Source organism: Variovorax sp. LARHSF232, from assembly GCF_052871435.1.
On sequence record NZ_JBIXJS010000012.1, the window covers coordinates 108628 to 130083 of the forward strand.

At 65.5% G+C, this 21456-nt stretch carries 20 protein-coding genes; 14 read left to right on the forward strand and 6 right to left on the reverse strand.

Features of this window, described 5'->3' with window-relative positions; all coding sequences use genetic code 11:
- Positions 1 to 30 precede the first annotated feature (30 nt).
- Positions 31 to 1044 carry a tRNA dihydrouridine(20/20a) synthase DusA gene (dusA, locus tag ACIPRI_RS23775; RefSeq protein WP_446623966.1) on the forward strand — a complete coding sequence of 338 codons (1014 nt, stop codon included), beginning with the start codon at positions 31 to 33 and terminating at the stop codon, positions 1042 to 1044.
- Here the strand turns inward: dusA and ACIPRI_RS23780 are convergent, their stop codons facing one another.
- Complete coding sequence (locus ACIPRI_RS23780; RefSeq protein WP_446623967.1) at positions 1045 to 1692, reverse strand: GntR family transcriptional regulator; 648 nt, start codon at positions 1690 to 1692, stop codon at positions 1045 to 1047.
- Positions 1693 to 1808: 116 nt separating this feature from the next.
- On the opposite strand from ACIPRI_RS23780, the gene scpA reads away from it, so the two are divergent.
- From scpA to ACIPRI_RS23810, 6 genes are read left to right on the forward strand one after another with little or no spacing between them, the layout of a single operon-like run.
- A complete protein-coding gene (scpA, locus tag ACIPRI_RS23785) occupies positions 1809 to 3965 on the forward strand; it encodes a methylmalonyl-CoA mutase (protein WP_446623968.1) in 2157 nt (718 codons plus the stop codon).
- Between the two features lie 2 nt (positions 3966 to 3967).
- Positions 3968 to 5008, forward strand: coding sequence for a methylmalonyl Co-A mutase-associated GTPase MeaB (meaB, locus tag ACIPRI_RS23790; RefSeq protein WP_446623969.1), 1041 nt, complete (start codon positions 3968 to 3970; stop codon positions 5006 to 5008).
- Positions 5009 to 5065: 57 nt separating this feature from the next.
- Positions 5066 to 6598 (forward strand): acyl-CoA carboxylase subunit beta, encoded by a 1533-nt coding sequence (locus ACIPRI_RS23795; RefSeq protein WP_446623970.1) that lies wholly within the window; start codon positions 5066 to 5068, stop codon positions 6596 to 6598.
- Positions 6599 to 6615: 17 nt separating this feature from the next.
- Positions 6616 to 8664 carry an acetyl-CoA carboxylase biotin carboxylase subunit gene (locus tag ACIPRI_RS23800; RefSeq protein WP_446623971.1) on the forward strand — a complete coding sequence of 683 codons (2049 nt, stop codon included), beginning with the start codon at positions 6616 to 6618 and terminating at the stop codon, positions 8662 to 8664.
- Positions 8664 to 9698, forward strand: coding sequence for a biotin synthase BioB (gene bioB / locus ACIPRI_RS23805; protein WP_446623972.1), 1035 nt, complete (start codon positions 8664 to 8666; stop codon positions 9696 to 9698). Before ACIPRI_RS23800 ends, bioB begins: the two co-directional genes overlap by 1 nt.
- On the forward strand, positions 9695 to 10180 hold the full coding sequence (locus ACIPRI_RS23810) for a VOC family protein (protein WP_446623973.1): 486 nt from the start codon (positions 9695 to 9697) through the stop codon (positions 10178 to 10180). The genes bioB and ACIPRI_RS23810 overlap by 4 nt, the downstream gene beginning before the upstream one ends.
- Here ACIPRI_RS23810 and ACIPRI_RS23815 read toward each other — a convergent pair.
- Positions 10155 to 10667 carry an Lrp/AsnC family transcriptional regulator gene (locus tag ACIPRI_RS23815; RefSeq protein WP_446623974.1) on the reverse strand — a complete coding sequence of 171 codons (513 nt, stop codon included), beginning with the start codon at positions 10665 to 10667 and terminating at the stop codon, positions 10155 to 10157. The two genes, ACIPRI_RS23810 and ACIPRI_RS23815, sit on opposite strands and share 26 nt — an antisense overlap.
- An 88-nt stretch (positions 10668 to 10755) precedes the next feature.
- On the opposite strand from ACIPRI_RS23815, the gene yedA reads away from it, so the two are divergent.
- On the forward strand, positions 10756 to 11667 hold the full coding sequence (gene yedA / locus ACIPRI_RS23820) for a drug/metabolite exporter YedA (protein WP_446623975.1): 912 nt from the start codon (positions 10756 to 10758) through the stop codon (positions 11665 to 11667).
- A gap of 12 nt (positions 11668 to 11679) precedes the next feature.
- Here the strand turns inward: yedA and ACIPRI_RS23825 are convergent, their stop codons facing one another.
- From ACIPRI_RS23825 to ACIPRI_RS23840, 4 genes are all read right to left on the reverse strand, one after another.
- Positions 11680 to 12312 carry a LysE family translocator gene (locus tag ACIPRI_RS23825; RefSeq protein WP_446623976.1) on the reverse strand — a complete coding sequence of 211 codons (633 nt, stop codon included), beginning with the start codon at positions 12310 to 12312 and terminating at the stop codon, positions 11680 to 11682.
- Positions 12309 to 12953, reverse strand: coding sequence for an RnfABCDGE type electron transport complex subunit B (locus tag ACIPRI_RS23830; RefSeq protein ID WP_446623977.1), 645 nt, complete (start codon positions 12951 to 12953; stop codon positions 12309 to 12311). The genes ACIPRI_RS23825 and ACIPRI_RS23830 overlap by 4 nt, the downstream gene beginning before the upstream one ends.
- 10 nt (positions 12954 to 12963) lie before the next feature.
- Positions 12964 to 14403: a polyhydroxyalkanoate depolymerase gene (locus tag ACIPRI_RS23835; protein WP_446623978.1), complete on the reverse strand. Its 1440-nt coding sequence runs from the start codon at positions 14401 to 14403 to the stop codon at positions 12964 to 12966.
- A 138-nt stretch (positions 14404 to 14541) separates the two neighbouring features.
- Positions 14542 to 15738: an amino acid aminotransferase gene (locus ACIPRI_RS23840; protein WP_446623979.1), complete on the reverse strand. Its 1197-nt coding sequence runs from the start codon at positions 15736 to 15738 to the stop codon at positions 14542 to 14544.
- A gap of 134 nt (positions 15739 to 15872) precedes the next feature.
- On the opposite strand from ACIPRI_RS23840, the gene uvrB reads away from it, so the two are divergent.
- The 6 genes from uvrB (at position 15873) to hscB (ending at position 21454) form a co-directional block, all read left to right on the forward strand.
- Entirely contained in the window at positions 15873 to 17996 is a 2124-nt protein-coding gene (gene uvrB / locus ACIPRI_RS23845; RefSeq protein WP_446623980.1) for an excinuclease ABC subunit UvrB, read from the forward strand.
- A 249-nt stretch (positions 17997 to 18245) separates the two neighbouring features.
- The gene (iscR, locus tag ACIPRI_RS23850; RefSeq protein ID WP_446623981.1) at positions 18246 to 18782 is read left to right on the forward strand and encodes a Fe-S cluster assembly transcriptional regulator IscR; all 537 of its coding nucleotides are present in this window, start codon (positions 18246 to 18248) and stop codon (positions 18780 to 18782) included.
- Positions 18783 to 18878: 96 nt separating this feature from the next.
- Positions 18879 to 20099, forward strand: a complete 1221-nt coding sequence (locus tag ACIPRI_RS23855; protein ID WP_446623982.1) for an IscS subfamily cysteine desulfurase — start codon at positions 18879 to 18881, stop codon at positions 20097 to 20099.
- Positions 20100 to 20135: 36 nt separating this feature from the next.
- Positions 20136 to 20549 carry a Fe-S cluster assembly scaffold IscU gene (gene iscU / locus ACIPRI_RS23860; RefSeq protein ID WP_446623983.1) on the forward strand — a complete coding sequence of 138 codons (414 nt, stop codon included), beginning with the start codon at positions 20136 to 20138 and terminating at the stop codon, positions 20547 to 20549.
- A 2-nt stretch (positions 20550 to 20551) separates the two neighbouring features.
- A complete protein-coding gene (gene iscA / locus ACIPRI_RS23865) occupies positions 20552 to 20875 on the forward strand; it encodes an iron-sulfur cluster assembly protein IscA (protein ID WP_446623984.1) in 324 nt (107 codons plus the stop codon).
- A 60-nt stretch (positions 20876 to 20935) separates the two neighbouring features.
- Positions 20936 to 21454 (forward strand): Fe-S protein assembly co-chaperone HscB, encoded by a 519-nt coding sequence (gene hscB / locus ACIPRI_RS23870; RefSeq protein WP_446623985.1) that lies wholly within the window; start codon positions 20936 to 20938, stop codon positions 21452 to 21454.
- The last annotated feature ends 2 nt before the right edge of the window (positions 21455 to 21456 follow it).

Consider the following 21456-nt stretch of genomic DNA (forward strand, 5'->3'; position numbering starts at 1 on the left):
TCGGCGCAGCGCTCTTGACTGCGCCCGCAAGTGACCGACAGAAACCCGACCCCAAGCACCCCGAACTTCGACGCCAGTCGCATGTCCGTCGCCCCCATGATGGACTGGACCGACCGGCATTGCCGCTACCTGCATCGCCTGCTGAGCGGCCGCGCCTTGCTCTACACCGAGATGGTGACCACCGGTGCGCTGCTGCACGGCGACGTGCCGCGGCACCTGCGCTTCAATACAGAAGAACATCCGCTGGCGCTGCAGCTGGGTGGCAGCGAGCCGGCCGACCTGGCGCATTGCGCACGGCTGGCCGAAGAGTGGGGCTACGACGAGGTCAACCTGAACTGCGGCTGCCCCAGCGAGCGGGTGCAGCGCGGCGCCTTCGGTGCCTGCCTGATGAACGAGCCGAAACTGGTGGCCGATTGCGTCAAGGCCATGGTCGACGCCACGGCGCTGCCGGTGACGGTGAAGCACCGCATCGGCATCGACAAGATCGAGCGCTACGAATTCGTGCGCGACTTTGTCGGCCAGGTCAGCGAAGCGGGCTGCAACACCTTCATCGTGCATGCGCGCAATGCCTGGCTGAAGGGCCTGTCGCCCAAGCAGAACCGCGAGGTGCCGCCGCTGCGCTACGAGTTGGTGCACCGGCTCAAGCACGAGTTTCCGCAGCTGTGCATTTCCATCAATGGCGGCTTTGCCGACAACGAGTCGGTGCATCAGCAACTGCGCCTGCTCGACGGCGTGATGGTCGGGCGCGAGGCCTATCACAACCCCTGGTGGCTGGCAGGGTGGGACGCCGAGTTCTTCGGCGAAGCATCGATTGAGCGCACGCGCGAAGACATCGAGCTGCAGATGTGCGACTACATGGCGCGCGAGGCCGCCGAGCACGGCACCCACTGGTGGAACATCGCCCGCCACATGCTGGGCCTGCGCAACGGCCTGCCTGGGGCGCGCCGCTGGCGCCAGGTGTGGAGCGACCACCGGCTCAAGGAACTGGCGCCGCACGAAGTCATGCGGCGCGCACACACGGCCGAAGCCGTCGCGGCCGACTGATCAGTTGGCGGCCTCGAGGCCGTTCTGGAAATGCATGCGCATGCGCTGCATGGCGGCGCCGGCATCGTGCGCCTTGATCGCCGTCATGAGCGCGCGATGCTCTTTCAGCGATTCCTCGATGCGGCCCGACTTCAGCAACGAGTTATGGCGATTGAGCTTCATCACCTTGCGCAGGTCGGCCACCATCTGGTCGCGCCAGCGGTTGTCGGCCAGGGCCAGCAGGCGCATGTGGAAGCGCTCGTTGATGGCAAAGAACTGATCGCGGTTGGCCAGTCCGGGCTTGGCCGCGGCTTCCAGCTCGGCGTGCAAGGCTTCCAGCTCGCCCAATTGAGCATCCGTGGCGCGCTCGGCCACCACGGCGGCGGCGTCGCTCTCGAGCAGGCTCAACAGGTGATAGACGTCGGCCAGGTCCTTCTCGGACACCTCGGTCACATAGGCGCCACGGCGCACCTTCATCGTCACCAGGCCCTCGGCCGCGAGCACCTTCAGCGCCTCGCGCAGCGGCGTGCGGCTGATGCCGTATTCCTCCGCCAGCTTGAGTTCGTCGATCCAGCTGCCAGGCTCGAGCTCGCGCTTGAAGATGCGCTGGCGCAGCAGCTCGGCCACTTCTTCATAGAGGGCGCGGGGAGTCAGGGTGAGGGCGGACATGGGAGCGGAATGTACCTCAAGGCGAGCTCTTTGAATTAATAATTATGAATGTTAAACTCGTCGATGTCGATTCCTGAGCCTTTTCGGGAAATCCCCTTATCGAGCCAGAGCCCTTCATGAGCACAACCGATCCCAAATTCCAACCCGCCGACCTGCAAGCCTGGGCCAAGGCTGCCGCCAAATCCGCTCCCGGCGGCAACGTGGAGGCGCTCAACTGGATCACGCCCGACGGCATCGCCGTGAAGCCGCTCTACACCGCGGCCGACCTGCAAGGCCTGAAATACACCGACACCTTGCCGGGCTTCGAGCCTTACCTGCGCGGCCCGCAGGCCACCATGTACGCGGTGCGCCCCTGGACCATCCGCCAGTACGCGGGCTTTTCCACGGCCGAAGAATCCAACGCCTTCTACCGCAAGGCGCTGGCCGCGGGCGGCCAGGGCGTGTCGGTGGCCTTCGACCTGGCGACCCACCGCGGCTACGACTCGGACCATCCGCGCGTGACCGGCGACGTCGGCAAGGCCGGCGTGGCGATCGACAGCGTGGAGGACATGAAGATCCTGTTCGACCAGATCCCGCTGGACAAGGTGAGCGTCAGCATGACCATGAACGGCGCCGTGCTGCCTGTGCTGGCCGGCTACGTGGTGGCGGCGGAAGAGCAGGGCGTGAGCCAGGACCAGTTGAGCGGAACCATCCAGAACGACATCCTCAAGGAGTTCATGGTCCGCAACACCTACATCTTCCCGCCCCAGCCGAGCATGCGGATCATCGGCGACATCATCGAGTACACGGCCAGGAACATGCCGAAGTTCAACTCGATCTCCATCAGCGGCTATCACATGCAGGAAGCCGGCGCCAACCAGGCGCTGGAACTGGCCTTCACCCTGGCCGACGGCAAGGAATACGTGAAGACGGCGCTGGCCAAGGGGCTGGACGTGGACGACTTCGCCGGCCGCCTGTCCTTCTTCTGGGCCATCGGCATGAACTTCTATCTGGAGGTGGCCAAGATGCGCGCCGCACGCCTCTTGTGGTGCCGCATCATGAAGGAGTTCGAGCCCAAGAACCCCAAAAGCCTGATGCTGCGCACGCACTGCCAGACCTCGGGCTGGTCGCTCACCGAGCAGGACCCGTACAACAACGTGGTGCGCACCACCATCGAGGCGATGGCCGCCGTGTTCGGCGGCACGCAGTCGCTGCACACCAACGCGCTGGATGAGGCGATTGCGCTGCCCACCGAGTTCTCGGCCCGCATCGCCCGCAACACGCAGCTCATCATCCAGGAAGAGACCCACATCACCAACGTGATCGATCCCTGGGCCGGCAGCTACATGATGGAAAAGCTGACGCAGGACATGGCCGATGCCGCCTGGGCCATCATCGAAGAGGTCGAGGCCATGGGCGGCATGACCCGCGCGGTGGATTCCGGCTGGGCCAAGCTGAAGATCGAGGCCGCCGCCGCCGAGAAGCAGGCGCGCATCGACTCGGGCAAGGACGTGATCGTCGGCGTCAACAAGTACAAGCTGAAGAACGAAGACACGCACGACATCCTGCAGATCGACAACGTGAAGGTGCGCGACCAGCAGATCGCCCGCCTGACCAAGGTTCGTGCCGAGCGCGACAGCACCAAGGTGCAGGCCGCGCTCGATGCGTTGACGCAGGCCGCGGAATCCGGCCAGGGCAACCTGCTCGAGCTGAGCATTCAGGCCGTGCGGCTGCGCGCCACCGTCGGCGAGATCTCCGACGCGCTGGAAAAATCATACGGGCGCCATCGCGCCGACACGCAAAAGGTGACCGGTGTGTACGCTGCTGCCTACGACTCGGCCGAAGGCTGGGAAAACCTCAAGACCGAGATCGACGCCTTCGCCGAGAGCCAAGGCCGCCGTCCGCGCGTGATGATCTCCAAGCTGGGCCAGGATGGTCACGATCGCGGCGCCAAGGTGGTGGCCACAGCCTTCGCCGACCTGGGCTTCGACGTGGACATGGGTCCCTTGTTCCAGACACCGGAAGAATGCGCGCGCCAGGCCATCGAGAACGACGTGCACGCGGTGGGCGTCTCCACCCTGGCGGCCGGCCACAAGACGCTGGTGCCGGCCATCATCGAAGAACTCAAGAAGCAGGGCGCCGACGACATCATCGTTTTCGTCGGTGGCGTGATCCCGCGCCAGGACTACGACTTCCTGTACGAGGCGGGCGTCAAGGGCATTTACGGCCCGGGCACGCCGATTCCTGCCAGCGCCAAAGACGTGCTGGAGCAGATTCGCGCCGCGGTAGCCTGAAGGTGGCGCAGCCTCCGCTTACTGCCGAATCGGTGCTTGCCGCGCCTGGCCTGTCGCAGCGGCGCGCCATCGCCAAGGCCATCACCTTGCTCGAATCGACGCGCGCGGACCACCGCGCGCAGGGCGATGAGCTGCTGACGGCGCTGCTGCCGCACACCGGCAAGTCCTTTCGCCTGGGCATCTCGGGCGTGCCGGGCGTGGGCAAGTCGACTTTCATCGAGGCGTTGGGCCTGCATCTCATCGACCAGGGGCACCGCGTGGCGGTGCTCACCATTGACCCGTCGTCCAGCGTGTCGGGTGGGTCCATCCTGGGCGACAAGACGCGCATGGAACGGTTGTCGGTGCACGAGCGCGCCTACATCCGGCCCAGCCCGTCCAGCGGCACGCTGGGCGGTGTGGCCGAGAAGACGCGCGAGGCCATGCTGGTGTGCGAGGCCGCCGGCTATGACGTCGTGATCGTCGAGACGGTGGGCGTGGGCCAGTCCGAAACCGCCGTCTCGGGCATGACCGACATGTTCGTGCTCATGCAATTGCCCAATGCCGGCGACGACCTGCAAGCCATCAAGAAGGGCGTGATGGAGCTGGCCGACCTGGTGCTCATCAACAAGGCCGACCTCGACCGCGACGCCGCCACCCGTGCCCAGGCCCAGATCACCTCGGCGCTGCGCCTGTTCGGCCACCACGGCAACCCGGAGCACCTCGCCGCCATGCACGATGCTGCCAGCGGCGCCGAGCTGGCGCATTGGCTGCCGCAAGTGCTGCAGCTCAGCGCCCTGGCCGGCACGGGCATCGAGGATTTCTGGCGTGCAGTCACGCGCTTCAAGACCGTGCAGGCCGCCAACGGCCGGCTGGCCCGGCGCCGCGAGAAGCAGGCATTGACATGGATGTGGGAGCGCATCGACGCCGGCCTCAAGCAGGCCTTCAAGCAGCACCCGCAGGTGCGTATGCTGCTGCCTCAAGTTTTACAGCAGGTGGCCGACGGCCAGCTGCCTGCATCGACGGCGGCGCGCAGCCTGCTTGCGGCGGCTGCACGCAACGCCTGATCCGCCGTACGCACGCGCACTCTCAAGAACACGATCCACTTTTCCCCGAAAGACACCATGCAAGAACTCATCGACGAACTGGAGAAGCGTCGCGCCCAGGCCCGCCTGGGCGGCGGCCAGAAGCGCATCGACGCGCAGCACAAGAAGGGCAAGCTGACGGCGCGCGAACGCATCGAGCTGCTGCTGGACGACGGCACGTTCGAAGAATGGGACATGTTTGTCGAGCACCGCTGCACCGACTTCGGCATGGAAAACCAGAAGATCCCGGGCGACGGCGTGGTCACCGGCTACGGCATGATCAATGGCCGCCTGGTCTTCGTCTTCAGCCAGGACTTCACCGTGTTCGGCGGCGCGCTCTCCGAAGCGCACGCCGAGAAGATCTGCAAGGTGATGGACCAGGCCATGAAGGTCGGCGCGCCGGTGATCGGTTTGAACGATTCGGGCGGTGCCCGCATCCAGGAAGGCGTGGCCTCGCTGGGCGGCTATGCCGATGTGTTCCAGAAGAACGTGCTGGCCTCCGGCGTGGTGCCGCAGATCAGCATGATCATGGGCCCCTGCGCCGGCGGTGCGGTGTATTCGCCGGCCATGACCGACTTCATCTTCATGGTGAAGGACAGCAGCTACATGTTCGTGACCGGCCCCGAGGTGGTGAAGACCGTCACGCACGAGGAAGTCACGGCCGAGGAGCTGGGCGGCGCGTCCACCCACACCACCAAGAGCGGCGTAGCCGACATGGCCTTCGAGAACGACGTCGAGGCGCTGATGATGCTGCGGCGCCTGTACAACTACCTGCCGCTGAACAACCGCGAGAAGCCGCCGGTGCGTCCCAGCGGCGACCCGGCCGACCGCTTCGAGATGTCGCTCGATACCCTGGTGCCCGACAACCCGAACAAGCCTTACGACATGAAGGAGCTGATCGTGAAGGTGGTCGACGACGGCGACTTCTTCGAGCTGCAGCCCGACTACGCCAAGAACATCGTGATCGGCTTCGGCCGCATGGATGGGCAGACCGTGGGCATCGTGGCCAACCAGCCGCTGGTGCTGGCCGGTTGCCTGGACATCAAGTCGTCGATCAAGGCCGCGCGCTTCGTTCGCTTTTGCGATGCCTTCAACATCCCGGTCGTCACTTTTGTCGACGTGCCCGGCTTCATGCCCGGCACCAGCCAGGAGTACGGCGGCATCATCAAGCACGGCGCCAAGCTCCTGTACGCGTACGCCGAGTGCACGGTGCCCAAGATCACCGTGATCACCCGCAAGGCCTACGGCGGCGCCTATGACGTGATGGCCTCCAAGCACCTGCGCGGCGACGTCAACCTGGCCTGGCCGCGCGCCGAGATCGCGGTGATGGGCGCCAAGGGCGCAGTGGAGATCATCTTCCGTGAAGACAAGAACGACGCCGAGAAGCTGGCCGCCCGCGAGGCCGAGTACAAGGCCCGCTTCGCCAACCCCTTCGTGGCCGGCGCGCGCGGCTACATCGACGACGTCATCCTGCCGCATGAAACGCGCAAGCGCATCTGCCGCTCGCTGGTGATGCTGCGTGACAAGAAGCTCGACAACCCGTGGCGCAAGCACGGCAACATCCCCCTTTGAGATTGGGGAGCAAGAACATGTTCAAGAAGATCCTGATTGCAAACCGTGGCGAGATCGCCTGCCGGGTCATTCAAACCGCCAAGAAGATGGGCATCCTGACTGTCGCCGTCTATTCCGACGCCGACAAGGAATCGCGCCATGTGGAACTGGCCGACGAAGCCGTGCACATTGGCGCCGCGCCCAGCCGTGAGAGCTATCTGCAGGCCGACCGAATCATCGCGGCCTGCAAGGCCACGGGCGCGCAGGCGGTGCATCCCGGCTACGGCTTCCTGTCGGAAAACGAGGCCTTCGCCAAGAAGGTGGAAGAAGAAGGCATCGTCTTCATCGGCCCCAAGCACTATTCGATCGCGGCCATGGGCGACAAGATCGCCTCCAAGAAGCTGGCGAACGAGGCCAAGGTCAACACCATTCCGGGCTGGAACGACGCCATCGAGTCGGCCGAGCGCGCGGTGGAAATCGCGCGTGACATCGGCTACCCGGTGATGATCAAGGCCAGTGCAGGCGGCGGCGGCAAGGGCCTGCGCGTGGCCTTCAACGACAAGGAAGCCTTCGATGGCTTCGCGTCCTGCCGCAACGAGGCGCGCAACAGCTTCGGCGATGACCGCGTGTTCATCGAGAAGTTCGTCGAGGAGCCGCGCCACATCGAGATCCAAGTGCTGGGCGATGCGCACGGCAACGTGATCTACCTGAACGAGCGCGAATGCTCGATCCAGCGCCGCCACCAGAAGGTGATCGAGGAGGCGCCGTCGCCCTTCATCAGCGACGAAACGCGCAAGGCGATGGGCGAGCAGGCCGTGGCGCTCGCCAAGGCCGTCAAGTACCAGAGCGCGGGCACGGTGGAGTTCGTCGTCGGCAAGGACCAGAGCTTCTACTTCCTGGAGATGAACACCCGTCTTCAGGTGGAGCACCCCGTCACCGAATGCATCACCGGGTTGGACCTGGTCGAGCTGATGATCCGCGTGGCGGCGGGCGAGGCGCTGCCGCTTGCGCAGGCGGATGTGAAGCGCGATGGCTGGGCCATCGAGTGCCGCATCAACGCGGAAGACCCGTTCCGCAACTTCCTGCCGTCCACCGGCCGCCTGGTGAAGTTCCAGCCGCCGGCAACAAGTATGTTCGCCGCCGACACCGCGCACCTGGATGGCGTACGCATGGACACCGGCGTCTACGACGGCGGCGAGATCCCGATGTACTACGACTCGATGATCGCCAAGCTCATCGTGCACGGCAAGGACCGCATGGATGCCATCGCCAAGATGCGCGAGGCGCTCAACGGCTTCGTGATTCGCGGTGTCAGCAGCAACATTCCCTTCCAGGCGGCATTGCTGGCGCACCCGAAGTTCGTCGCGGGCGATTTCAACACCGGTTTCATCGCGGAGCACTACGGCAAGGGCTTCCATGCGCAAGACGTGCCGCACCAGGAGCCCGGCTTCCTGCTGGCGCTGGCGGCCTTCATGCACCGGCGCTACCGCGCCCGCGCCTCGGGCATCAGCGGGCAGCTCAACGGCCATGGCGTGAAGATCGGCGAGCAGTTCGTCGTGGTCACGGTGGGCGAGGGCGGCGAGCAACGCCACACCGACGTTTCGGTGACGGACTACGAGGGAAGCACGGGCTCCAGCGCCGTCAGCGTGAACGGCAAGACCTACCAATTGAGCAGCAGCGCGGCACTGGGCGCCGTCGTGGTGCGGGGCCTGGTCAACGGCCAGCCCTTCACTGCGCAGGTGGAGCGCGGCGCCGGCAAGAACCCGCTGGCATTGCGCGTGTCGCACGACGGCACGCAGGTCGAGGCGATGGTGCTGTCGCCGCTGGGCGCGCGCCTGTTCAAGCTGATGCCCTACAAGGCGCCGCCGGACCTCAGCAAGTATTTGATGTCGCCCATGCCCGGCCTTCTGGTCGAGGTGTCGGTGCAGCCGGGCCAGCAGGTGCAGGCCGGCGAGAAGCTGGCCGTGATCGAGGCGATGAAGATGGAGAACGTGCTCTTCGCCACGCAGGACGGCGTGGTCGGCAAGGTTTCGGCCGGCAAGGGTGAATCGCTGGCGGTGGATCAAGTCATTTTGGAGTTCAGCTGATGGGTGCCAACGATTTGCAGCAACAGACGGTCCAACTGCATCGGCCGGCCAAGGCCGCCGCGCAGCCGGCCCAGGGGCCCTGGTCGATCGAGGCGGTGCAGGCACTGCTGGACAAGCCCCTGATGGACCTGCTGTTCGAGGCGCAGACCGTGCATCGCCACCATTTTCCCGAAGGCGACATCGAGCTGGCCACCTTGCTGTCGGTGAAGACCGGCGGCTGCCCCGAGAACTGCGGGTACTGCCCGCAGTCGGCCGAGTTCGACACCGGCGTCAAGGCGCAAAAGCTGATGGAAGTCGATGAGGTTGTGCGCGCCGCCCAAGCCGCCAAGGATGCCGGCGCCACCCGCTTTTGCATGGGCGCCGCCTGGCGCGCCCCCAAGGACCGCGACGTGAAAAAGGTGGCGGCGCTGGTCGAGGCGGTGAAGGGCCTGGGCCTGTCGACCTGCGCCACCCTCGGCATGCTGGAGCCGCACCAGGCGCGGCAGCTCAAGGACGCGGGCCTGGACTACTACAACCACAACCTGGACACCGCGCCCGAGTACTACACCGACATCGTCGACACGCGCACCTACCAGGACCGGCTCGACACGCTGGCCGCGGTGCGCGCCGCCGGCATCAGCGTGTGCTGCGGCGGCATCGTCGGCATGGGCGAGCAGCCGGTGCACCGCGCCGGACTGATCGCGCAACTGGCCAACCTGGACCCGTACCCGGAATCGGTACCCATCAACAGCCTGGTGCGCGTGCCCGGCACGCCGCTGGCCGATTCCGAGCCGATCGATCCCTTCGACTTCGTGCGCATGATCGCGGTGGCGCGCATCACGATGCCGAAGGCGCGCGTGCGGCTGTCGGCCGGCCGCCAGCAGATGGGCGAAGCGGTGCAGGCGCTGTGCTTCATGGCCGGCGCCAATTCGATCTTCTATGGCGACAAGCTGCTGGTCACCGGCAACCCGGACGTCGAGGCCGATGTGCAGCTGCTGCGCAAGCTGGGCGTGCAGGCCCGCCGGACGCAGGAAGCGCAGGAGGGCGGCGCATGAACAGCAACCGTCCTTTCCAGGTGCTCGGCATCCAGCAGATCGCCATCGGCGGCCGCGACAAGCTGCGCCTGCAGAAGCTCTGGGTCGAGATGCTGGGCCTGGAAGTCACCGGCACCTTCAAGAGCGAGCGCGAAAACGTCGACGAGGACATTTGCGCCATCGGCAGCGGCCCCTTCAAGGTCGAGGTTGACCTGATGCAGCCGCTCGACCCGGACAAGAAGCCCGCCGTGCACGCGACACCGCTCAATCACATCGGCTTGTGGATCGACGATCTGCCGGTGGCCGTGGAGTGGCTGACGAGCCAGGGCGTGCGCTTTGCCCCGGGCGGCATCCGCAAGGGCGCGGCCGGCTTCGACATCTGCTTTCTGCACCCCAAATCGAACGAGGAATTTCCGATTGCGGGCGAGGGCGTGCTGATCGAGCTGGTGCAGGCGCCGCCGGAGGTGACGGCAGCCTTCAAGGCCCTGCAGCGGCAGCCCTGACGGGCCTGCGTTTGGGCGATGTTGCCGCCGCGGGCTGCGGCGGCAGCATCGGGTGGTGCTCGCGCGCCACGTTCAGGATGATCGACGTCGCGGTTTCGGTGAGCAGGCAGAACTTGCTGACCACTTCGTCCAGGTGGCTGACGTCCTGCACGGCGATCTCCAGCACCCAGCTGTCGTCGCCGGTGACGTTGTAGGCATTGACGCATTCGGGCGTCTGCTGCACCAGCTTGACGACCTTGTTGTAGTCGGCACGGCCCACGCGGATCAGCGCCCGGATGCCATAGCCCAGCTTGCCCAGATCCACCGAGGCACGGTAGCCGCTGATGACGCCGGCGCCCTCCAGCTTGCGCACGCGCTCCGTCACCGCCGGCTGGCTCAGGTGCACGCGGCGCCCCAGCTCGGCCATGCTCAGGCGCGCATCGGCCTGCAATTCGGCCAGGATCCGGGTGTCGTGGGCGTCGATCGCAAGGTTCAAGGTGCCGTTCATGAAATTCCTTTGAATCAACGGAATTCTGGCGGAAGAACCGTTGATGTGGCATGGAAGGTGGGCGGCGGCCTTCATACCATCTCAAGCCATGAACTCCCTTGTCCGCACCGCCAATCCCACGCCGCGCTTTGCCGGCGCGAGCCTGCCGCCCTTTGTCCTGCTGTGCCTCGCCGCCACCTGGGTGGTGTGGGGGTCGACTTACCTGGCGATCAAGTACGCGCTTCTGAGCTTCGCGCCCTTCATTCAGATGGGCTCGCGCTTCCTGGTGGCCGGGCTGTTGCTGGCGGCGTGGATGCGCTGGCGCGGCGCGCCCTGGCCGGCGCGCCTGCAGTGGCGCAATGCGCTGGTGATCGGCGGCCTGATGCTGGGCGGCGGCATGGGGGGTGTTGCCTATGCCGAGCAGACCGTTGGCTCCGGCCTGGTGGTCGCCTTCATTGCCGTGGTGCCCTTGATGATTGCGCTGCTGAATCTGCTCTGGGGCATTGCGCCGCGCCGCGTCGAGGCGGCCGGCATCGCGCTGGGCTTGGCGGGCGTGTTGATGCTCACGCAAGGCAGTGGCTTCCAGGCTTCGCCGGGCGGCTTGCTGGCCATTGCGATCGCCTGCCTCAGCTGGTCGCTGGGCAGCGTGCTGAGCCAGCGCAGCCTGCCGCTGGCGCAAGGTGCGATGGGTTTTGCCAGCGAGATGATCTGCGGCGGCGTGCTGCTGATGCTGATGTCGCTCGTCGCCGGCGAGCGCTGGGTCTGGCCGCCGCAGCCGGTGGCGGCAGCCGCCTGGCTCTACCTGGTGGTGTTCGGCTCGCTCATCGCCTTCAACGCCTACATGGTGCTGCTGGCGCGCGCCCCGGCCTCGCTGGCGGCCAGCTATACCTTCGTCAACCCGGTGATCGCGATGCTGCTGGGGGTGTGGGTGGCCGGCGAGACGGTGACGCGCTTCGAGTGGTATGCCGTGGCCGTGGTGCTGGCGGGCGTGCTGCTGCTTCTGTGGAAGCGCCGAGCCTGAGAAGCCGAGCGCTCAGGCGCCTGGGCGGCGCCAGAAGGCGAGCGTGGCGGCCAGCGCCCACATGCCGGCTGCACAGCCGCGGTTGAGCCGCTGCAGGCTGCGCTGCGACAGCCAGCGCATCGCCTGCGTGCCGGCACCGGCGTAGGCCAGCATGATGCAGGCGTCCAGGCCGATGAAGATCGTGCCCAGGACCAGGTACTGCAGGCCCTGCGGCTGAGCGGTGTCGATGAATTGGGGCAGGAAGGCGCCGAAGAACAGCACGGTTTTCGGGTTCGACACGGCCACCGTCAGGCTGCGCGTCAGCGCCAGGCGGCCTTGCGGCTCCGTATCCGGCGCGGCGATGGCCGCCGCCACATCGGGCGCAGGGCTGCGCCAGAGCTTGACGCCGATCCAGACCAGATAGATCACGCCCGCCACGCGCAGCGCATTGAACAGCCATTCGGAAGCCGCCAGCAAGGAGCCCAGGCCGAGCGCCACGACGGCAATCACGATGGTGCTGCCCATGAGGGCGCCCGCCATGCCCCACTTGGCACGCTGCATGCCGCCGGAAATGCCGTTGGACAGGGCCAGCAGCATGGTCGGCCCGGGGGTGACGGCCAGCACGAAGGAGGCGGCTGCAAAGAGAAGCAGGGTGTCGGTGTTCAAGTCTTGGCTCCAGGAATGCGTGCGCGGGCCTTGGCAAGGGCGGCCTCGATCACCGCGCGCTTGCGCGCCGCGGCATCGTCGGCCGGCGCTGTGGCAGCAGTGGCTTCAGGAGCAGGAGCAGGCGCCGCCTCGGCCGGCTCCTCCTTGGCGCCATAGCGCGCCTTGTGCACGGCATAGCGGACGCGCGCCGCGCCGGCCTGCTCGGCCGACCAGGCTTGCCAGCCGCTGCGGCCGGGCGTGGCCACGTCCAGGGAAATGCAATCGACCGGACACACCGGAATGCACAGCTCGCAGCCGGTGCAGTGCACCTCGATCACCGTGTGCATCTTCTTGTTGATGCCCAGGATGGCGTCGGTGGGGCAGGCTTCCAGGCACAGCGTGCAGCCGATGCACCAGTGCTCGTCGATTACCGCCAGGGCGCGCGGGCCCTCGGTGCCGAATTCGCTGCCCAGCGGCTTCACGGGGCGGCCGGTGATGCGAGCCAGGCGTTCGATGCCTTCGGCCCCGCCGGGCGGGCATTGGTGGATGTCGGCCTCGCCATCGGCGATGGCCGTCGCGTAGGCCGCGCAGTCCGCGTAGCCGCAGCGCGTGCACTGCGTCTGCGGCAGTGCATCGTTGATGCGTGCGGCCAGCGTGTCCATGGCAGCGGCGTCAGCGCCGCGCCGCGGTCGCCTTCTTGCGGGGGACTGCGGTGCTCTGGCGTGCCGGGCGTGCGGCGGCCTTCTGGGCTGCCGCTGCGGCCGTGCGCGCGCGCGGCTTGGGCTGGAGGGCGCCGGCGCGAATCGTGTCTTCGGAGCTCACCGCCGCGCGACTGGAGCGGTGCTTCTGCGGCTGGTCGTGCGCAGTGATGAAGGCCTTTACCTCGGGATAGACCTTCTCGCGCCAACGGCGTCCGCTGAAGATGCCGTAGTGGCCCGCGCCCTGGACTTCGTAGTGCTTGCGCTTGGCCGCCGGCACGCCGGTGCACAGATCGTGCGCCGCCTCGGTCTGGCCCGAGCCCGAGATGTCGTCGAGTTCGCCCTCGATGGTCAGCAGCGCGCTGCCGCGGATGTCCTGCGGACGCACGCGCTCGATCTCGCCTTCGGCGTTCTCCACGTCCCAGGTGCCATGCACCAGGTCGAACTTCTGGAACACCGTGCGGATGGTGTCCAGGTAGTAGTCCGCGTCCATGTCGAGTACGGCGTTGTATTCGTCGTAGAAGGTGCGATGCGCGTCGGCGCTGGCATCGTCGCCCTTGATCAGGTCCTTGAAGTAGTCGTAGTGGCTCTTTGCATGGCGGTCCGGGTTCATGGCGACGAAGCCGGTGTGCTGCAAGAAGCCTGGGTACACGCGCCGGCCTTCGCCCGGGAAGCCGTGCGGCACCCGGTAGATGACATGGTTCTCGAACCACTCGAAGCTCTTGTTCATCGCCAGGTTGTTGACCGCGGTGGGCGACTTGCGGGCGTCGATCGGGCCGCCCATCATGGTCAGCGACAGGGGCAATTGCTCCCCGCGGCTGGCCATCAGCGAAACCGCGGCCAGCACCGGCACGGTGGGCTGGCACACGCTCATCACGTGGCAGTGGCCGTACTCGTCCTGCAGGCGGCGGATGAATTCCTGCACGTAGTTGACGTAGTCGTCCAGGTGAAACTCACCCTCCGACAGCGGCACCAGGCGCGCATTCTTCCAATCGGTGATGTAGACCTTGTGGTCTTGCAGCATGGTGCGCACCGTGTCGCGCAGCAAGGTGGCGTAGTGGCCCGACAGGGGCGCCACGATCAACACCACCGGCTGGGCCTTGAGTATCGAGAGGGTGTGCGGATCGTCGGTGTAGCGCTTGAAGCGGCGCAGCTCGCAGAAAGGCTTGTCGAGCTCGACGGCTTCGTGGATGACCACGTCGTCGCCGTCGACCTGCACCGTCTTGATGCCGAATTCGGGCTTTTCGTAGTCCTTGCCCAGCCGGTAGAGCAGGTCGTAGCCGGCGGACATGCGCTGCGACATCGGTAGATGGCTGAAACCCGAGCCGGCGCCAAACAGTTTGGAGGCGGCCTGGGCAAAGTCCGCAAACGGCTCCATCAAGGAGCGTTGGGCTTCGTAAAGCTGATAAAGCATTTTGGAGACCTTTGATTCTTCGCTGCAGTGCAATATATCAAGGGCTTGTTGCCATTTGCAGGCGAGAGTTCCCTAGGACTGCGCGAAGTGTCTCAACTTTGTGAACGCGCCTTGGGGCGCGGCCACTAGTTCACGAACTTAAAGAACTTTTGCGATGCTCTGGCAGACGTAGTCGATGTTCTTGCTGTTGAGCGCCGCCACGCACATGCGGCCGGTATCGGTGCCATACACGCCGAATTCGTTGCGCAGTTGCACCATCTGGTCCTTGGTCAGGCCCGAGTAGCTGAACATGCCGATCTGCTGGACGATGAAGCTCATGTCGCGTTTCACGCCGGCGGCCTTCAGGCCGTCCACCAGCGTCTGGCGCATGGCCTTGATGCGCACGCGCATCTCGGCCAGCTCCTTCTCCCACAGCGCGCGGCGCTGCGGGTCGTTCAGCACGGCGGCCACCACGGCGCCGCCGTGGATCGGCGGGTTGCTGTAGTTGGTGCGGATGGCGATCTTCAGCTGCGACAGCACGCGGCCGGCTTCTTCCTTGTCCTTGCACAGCACCGACAGGGCGCCCACGCGCTCGCCGTAGAGGCTGAAGCTCTTGGAGAAGGAGGTCGAGACGAAGAAGCTGAGGCCGGCCTTGACGAACTTGCCGATCACCGCGCCGTCTTCGGCGATGCCGTAGCCGAAGCCCTGGTAGGCCATGTCCAGGAAAGGCACCAGGTTCTTGGCCCGCACCACGCCGATCACCTGGTCCCACTGCTCGCGGGTGATGTCGTAGCCGGTCGGGTTGTGGCAGCAGGCGTGCAGTACGACGATGGTGCCGGCGGGGGCTGCGCCCAGGGCTTCCAGCATGCCGTCGAAGTTGACGCCCAGCTTTTGCGCGTCGTAGTAGGGGTAGGTTTCGACCGGAAAGCCGGCGTTGGTGAACAGGGCGCGGTGGTTTTCCCAGCTGGGGTCGCTGATCAGCACCTTGGCGCCCGGGTTGATCTTCTTCAGAAAGTCGGCGCCGACCTTCAGGCCGCCGGTGCCGCCGATGGCCTGGATGGTGGCGATGCGGCCCGAGTTTACCGGCTCGCTGTCGGCGCCGAACACCAGGCCCTTCACGGCGCTGTCATAGGCGGCGATGCCGTCGATCGGCAGGTAGCCGCGGGCGCTGGGCGCCTTCAACATGTCCGCTTCGGCCGCCTTCACGCATTCCAGCAGCGGCAGCTTGCCGTTGTCGTCGTAATAGACGCCCACGCCCAGGTTGACCTTGTTCGGATTGGTGTCGGCAGCGTATTGCTCGTTGAGGCCAAGAATCGGGTCGCGCGGCGCCATTTCGACGGCGTTGAACATAGACATGGTGGAAAAAGTCCTTTGGGTGGTCGGATCGCCCGGGCTCGCGGCCGGGCTTCTTGCGAACTGGCGGGTGGGTTTAACCTATCCAGTTCCCTTGAATTTTACCGTTCGCCACACATCTCCTGCGGGAACACCCTATGTCTGAACTGCCTGAAGTCCTGCCTGCCTCGCCTGCCACCGGCTCCGTCGGCCCCGCCGCGCAGGGTGAATTCGTGCGTTTTCCCGATTCGCCCTTCGAGCTGTACCAGCCCTATCCGCCGGCCGGCGACCAGCCGGGCGCGATCGATGCGCTGGTGGAAGGCGTGCAGGACGGCGAGGTGTTCCAGACCCTGCTGGGCGTGACCGGCTCGGGCAAGACCTACACCATGGCCAACGTGATTGCCCGGCTGGGCCGGCCGGCCATCGTGTTCGCGCCCAACAAGACGCTGGCGGCGCAGCTGTACAGCGAGTTCCGCGAGTTCTTCCCGAAGAACGCGGTCGAGTACTTCGTCAGCTACTACGACTATTACCAGCCCGAGGCCTACGTGCCGCAGCGCGACCTGTTCATCGAGAAGGACAGCTCGATCAACGAGCACATCGAGCAGATGCGCCTGTCGGCCACCAAGAGCGTGCTGGAGCGGCGCGACACCATCATCGTGGCCACCGTAAGCGCCATTTATGGCATCGGCACCCCGGAGGACTACACGCAGATGCGCTTCATCCTGCGCACCGGCGACAAGATCGGCCAGCGCGACGTGATCGGCCGGCTGATCCGCATGCAGTACACGCGCAACGAGCAGGACTTTGCCCGCGGCACCTTCCGCGTGCGCGGCGACACCATCGACGTGTTTCCGGCCGAGCACAGCGAGCTGGCGATCCGCATCGAGCTGTTCGACGACGAGGTGGAATCGCTTTCGCTCTTCGACCCGCTGACCGGCAGGATCCGCCAGAAGATTCCGCGCTTCACCATCTACCCTTCCAGCCACTACGTGACGCCGCGCGACAAGGTGCTGAACGCGGTCGAAACCATCAAGCTGGAGCTGGATGGGCGCCTGAAGCAACTGCTGGGCGACAACAAGCTGGTGGAGGCCCAGCGGCTGGAGCAGCGCACCCGCTTCGATCTGGAAATGCTGGCCGAGATCGGCCACTGCAAGGGCATCGAGAACTACACGCGGCACCTGTCGGGCGCCGCGCCGGGCGAGCCACCGGCCACGCTGACCGACTACATGCCCAAGGACGCCCTGATGTTCCTGGACGAAAGCCACCAGATGATCGGCCAGCTCAATGCCATGTACAGCGGCGACCGCTCGCGCAAGACCACGCTGGTGGAGTACGGCTTTCGGCTGCCCTCGGCGCTGGACAACCGGCCGCTGAAGTTCGAGGAGTTCGAGAAGCGCATGCGCCAGTGCGTCTTCGTGTCGGCCACGCCGGCCGACTACGAGAAGCAGCATGCCGGCCAGGTGGTGGAGCAACTGGTGCGTCCCACCGGCCTGATCGACCCCGAGGTGGAGGTGCGTCCCGCCACCCACCAGGTGGACGACGTGCTGCAGGAGATCCGCATCCGCGTCGACAAGAACGAACGGGTGCTGATCACCACGCTGACCAAGCGCATGGCGGAGCAGCTGACCGACTACCTGTCGGACAACGGCGTCAAGGTGCGCTACCTGCACAGCGACGTCGACACGGTGGAGCGGGTCGAGATCCTGCGCGACCTGCGCCTCGGCAGTTTCGACGTGCTGGTGGGCATCAACCTGCTGCGCGAAGGGCTGGACATCCCGGAGGTGTCGTTGGTGGCGATCCTGGATGCTGACAAGGAAGGCTTCCTGCGGGCCGAGCGCTCGCTGATCCAGACCATCGGCCGGGCGGCGCGCAACCTGAACGGCAAGGCCATTCTCTATGCCGACCGCATGACCGAGTCGATGAAGAAGGCGATCGGCGAGACCGAGCGGCGCCGTGCCAGGCAGATCCTGCACAACGAGGCGCACGGCATCACGCCGCGCAGCATCGTCAAGCAGGTGCGCGACCTGATCGATGGCGTCTACAGCGAAAAGAGCGGCAAGGAAGCGGCCAAGCTCGAGCTGGAGCGCGCCAAGGTCGAGGACATGAGCGAGAAGGACATCTCGCGCGAGATCAAGCGGCTGGAAAAGCTCATGCTGGAGCACGCCCGCAATCTCGAGTTCGAGAAGGCAGCCCGGGTGCGCGACCAACTGGCGCTGCTGCGCGAGCAGGCCTTCGGCGGCTCCGGCCACGACAACGTGGCGGTGCTTTCGCCCGGGAAATAAGCCGACTAATCTGCGATTGACGGCGCCAATGGGGGCGATTGGCTTTCCCATTGGTATTTACCCGGGCGCGGCCAAGGGCTTCTGGTATACTTGACCTAATTACTCAACAACAGAAGAACTTCGCGATGAAGGGCCGGCTCCAACGGACTGGATCTCCCAGTTACCAAGCCAGCCGGTAAAGGCGGAGACGAGGTCATCCGGGTCAAAACCCTGGTGTCATTTCAACGGTAAGCACAAAAGGAGCTTGCGATGCGTCTCACTACCAAGGGCCGTTTTGCGGTCACGGCCATGATCGATCTGGCGCTGCGCCAGAACAGCGGTCCGGTCACGCTCGCCGCAATCAGCCAGCGGCAGCAGATTTCTCTTTCCTACCTCGAGCAACTGTTCGGCAAGCTCCGCCGTCACGAGCTGGTCGAGTCGACTCGCGGCCCCGGCGGCGGTTATTCGCTGGGCCGTAAGGCGTCCGAAATCACCGTGGCCGACATCATCGTCTCGGTCGACGAGCCGATCGATGCCACGCAGTGCGGCGGCAAGGAAAACTGCCTGGGCGAAGCCGGCCGTTGCATGACGCACGAGCTGTGGGCCTCGCTCAACCAGCGCATGGTCGAGTTCCTCGATTCGGTCACCTTGCAAAAGCTGGTCGACGACCAACTCGCCAAGGGCGTCACGATCGAGAACAAGCCGGCCGTCAAGCGCGCGATTTCGGCGCAGCCAGTCGTCAAGCCGATCCGCGTGAATGCGCCGAATTCGGTCTTCGCGTTGGGCAACGTCTTCGCCAAGTCCTGATATCGCGCGGCGCGCCCGGGGCCTGCGGCCCGGGGTGCACCTGACCTGAGCCTTCGCAAAAGCCAAGAAAACAACCCACGCCAGCCTGAGCCAGCCATGGACGTCACTCCTCATTTCCCGATCTATCTCGACTATGGCGCGACGACGCCGGTTGATCCGCGCGTGGTCGACGCGATGATTCCCTGGTTGCGCGAGCATTTCGGCAACCCGGCGTCGCGCAGCCATGCCTGGGGCTGGGAAGCCGAAGAGGCCGTCGAGAAGGCGCGCGGCTATGTGGCCGAGCTGATCTGTGCCGACCCGCGCGAGATCGTCTGGACCTCCGGCGCCACCGAATCCAACAACCTCGCGATCAAGGGCGCGGCCCACTTCTACAAGGGCAAGGGCAAGCACCTGATCACGGTGAAGACCGAGCACAAGGCCGTGCTCGACACCATGCGCGACCTGGAGCGCCAGGGCTTCGAAGTCAGCTACATGGACGTCGAGGAAAACGGCCTCCTCGACCTGGAGAAGTTCAAGGCGACGATCCGCCCCGACACCATCCTGGCCAGCGTGATGTTCGTCAACAACGAGATCGGCGTGGTCCAGGACGTGGTCGCGCTGGGCAATGCCTGCCGCGAGAAGGGCGTGATCTTCCACGTCGACGCGGCGCAGGCCACCGGCAAGCTCGAGATCGACGTCACCAAGCTGCCGATCGACCTGATGAGCCTGGCTTCGCACAAGACCTACGGCCCCAAGGGCATCGGCGCCCTGTACGTGCGCCGCAAGCCCCGCGTGCGGCTCGAGGCCCAGATGCACGGCGGCGGCCACGAGCGCGGCATGCGTTCTGGCACCTTGCCCACGCACCAGATCGTCGGTATGGGCGAGGCCTTCCGCCTGGCCAAGCTCGAGATGGCGCAAGACATCGCCAAGGCCCAAGCGCTGCAGAAGCGCCTGCTCGACGGCCTCAAGGACGTCGAGCAGGTCTTCATCAACGGCGACCTGACGCACCGGGTGCCGCACAACCTGAACATGAGCTTCAACTACGTGGAAGGCGAGTCGCTGATCATGGGCATCAAGGGCCTGGCCGTCTCCAGCGGCTCCGCCTGCACCTCGGCCAGCCTGGAGCCGAGCTACGTGCTGCGCGCCCTGGGCCGCAGCGACGAGCTGGCCCACAGCAGCCTGCGCATGACCATCGGTCGCTTCACCACCGAGGAAGAGATTGACTACGCCGTCTCGACCATCAAGCACAACGTGGCCAAGCTGCGCGAGCTGAGCCCTCTGTGGGAAATGTTCCAGGACGGCGTCGACCTGAGCACCATCCAGTGGTCGGCGCATTGAGACAACACAGAACCAGAGATTGAGAAGAGGTACCCCATGTCCTATTCATCCAAGGTCATCGACCACTACGAAAACCCGCGCAACGTCGGCTCCTTCGACAAGGGCGACGACTCGGTTGGCACCGGCATGGTGGGTGCGCCCGCCTGCGGTGACGTCATGAAGCTGCAGATCAAGGTCAACCCGGAAACCGGCGTGATCGAAGATGCACGCTTCAAGACCTACGGCTGCGGCTCGGCCATTGCTTCATCCTCGCTCGTGACCGAATGGGTCAAGGGCAAGACGCTGGACGAGGCGGCTGCTCTGAAGAACGCGCAGATCGCCGAAGAACTGGCGCTGCCGCCGGTGAAGATCCACTGCTCGATCCTGGCGGAAGACGCCATCAAGGCCGCCGTCAGCGACTACAAGCAAAAGCACGGCGCGGTTGCGCCGGTTGTCGAAGCAGCGAACTGAACATGGCCGTTACGCTCACGGAGGCCGCTGCGCGCCACGTCAATCGTTACCTCGGCAAGCGGGGCAAGGGCCTGGGCGTGCGCCTGGGCGTGAAGACGACCGGCTGCTCGGGTCTGGCCTACAAGCTCGAATACGTCGACGAAGCGTCGCCGGAAGACGTGGTCTTCGAAGACCACGGCGTGAAGGTGCTGATCGACCCGAAGAGTCTGGCCTACATCGACGGCACGCAACTCGACTTCGTGCGCGAAGGCCTCAACGAGGGCTTCAAGTTCAACAACCCGAACGAGCGTGACCGCTGCGGCTGCGGCGAGAGCTTTCGCATCTGATTCGCCACCGGCACCACGCCCCAGCCGCCACCAGAGTTTGTTGGCGGCTTTTTTCTGCTCATGCATCTAGACGCCACCGATTTCGAACTGTTCGACCTGCCGCCCACCTTTGCGCAGGACCGCACGACGCTGGACACGCGCTGGAAGGAACTTCAGCGCGAAGCGCATCCGGACCGCTTTGCTGCCCAGGGCGCGGCTGCGCAGCGGGTGGCCATGCAGTGGTCGGTGCGCATCAACGAGGCCTACCAGCGGCTCAAGGATCCGATCAAGCGTGCGAGCTACCTCTGCGCGCTGAACGGCGCCAAGATCGATGCCGAGCACAACACGGCGATGCCGGCGGACTTCCTGATGCAGCAGATGGAGTGGCGCGAGTCGCTGGACGACGCGCATGACGTCAAGGCGCTCGAGGCCCTGCACGAGGAAGTCGATGGCGCCCGCCGCCGCGCGCTGTCCTCGCTCGACCGGCTGATCGACGAAAAGGGCGCCTACACGGAAGCCGCGGCGCAGGTCAGAGCCCTCATGTTCATTGAGCGCTTTGCGAAGGACGTCGAGGCCAAACTCGATCACTTGGGACAATAGAA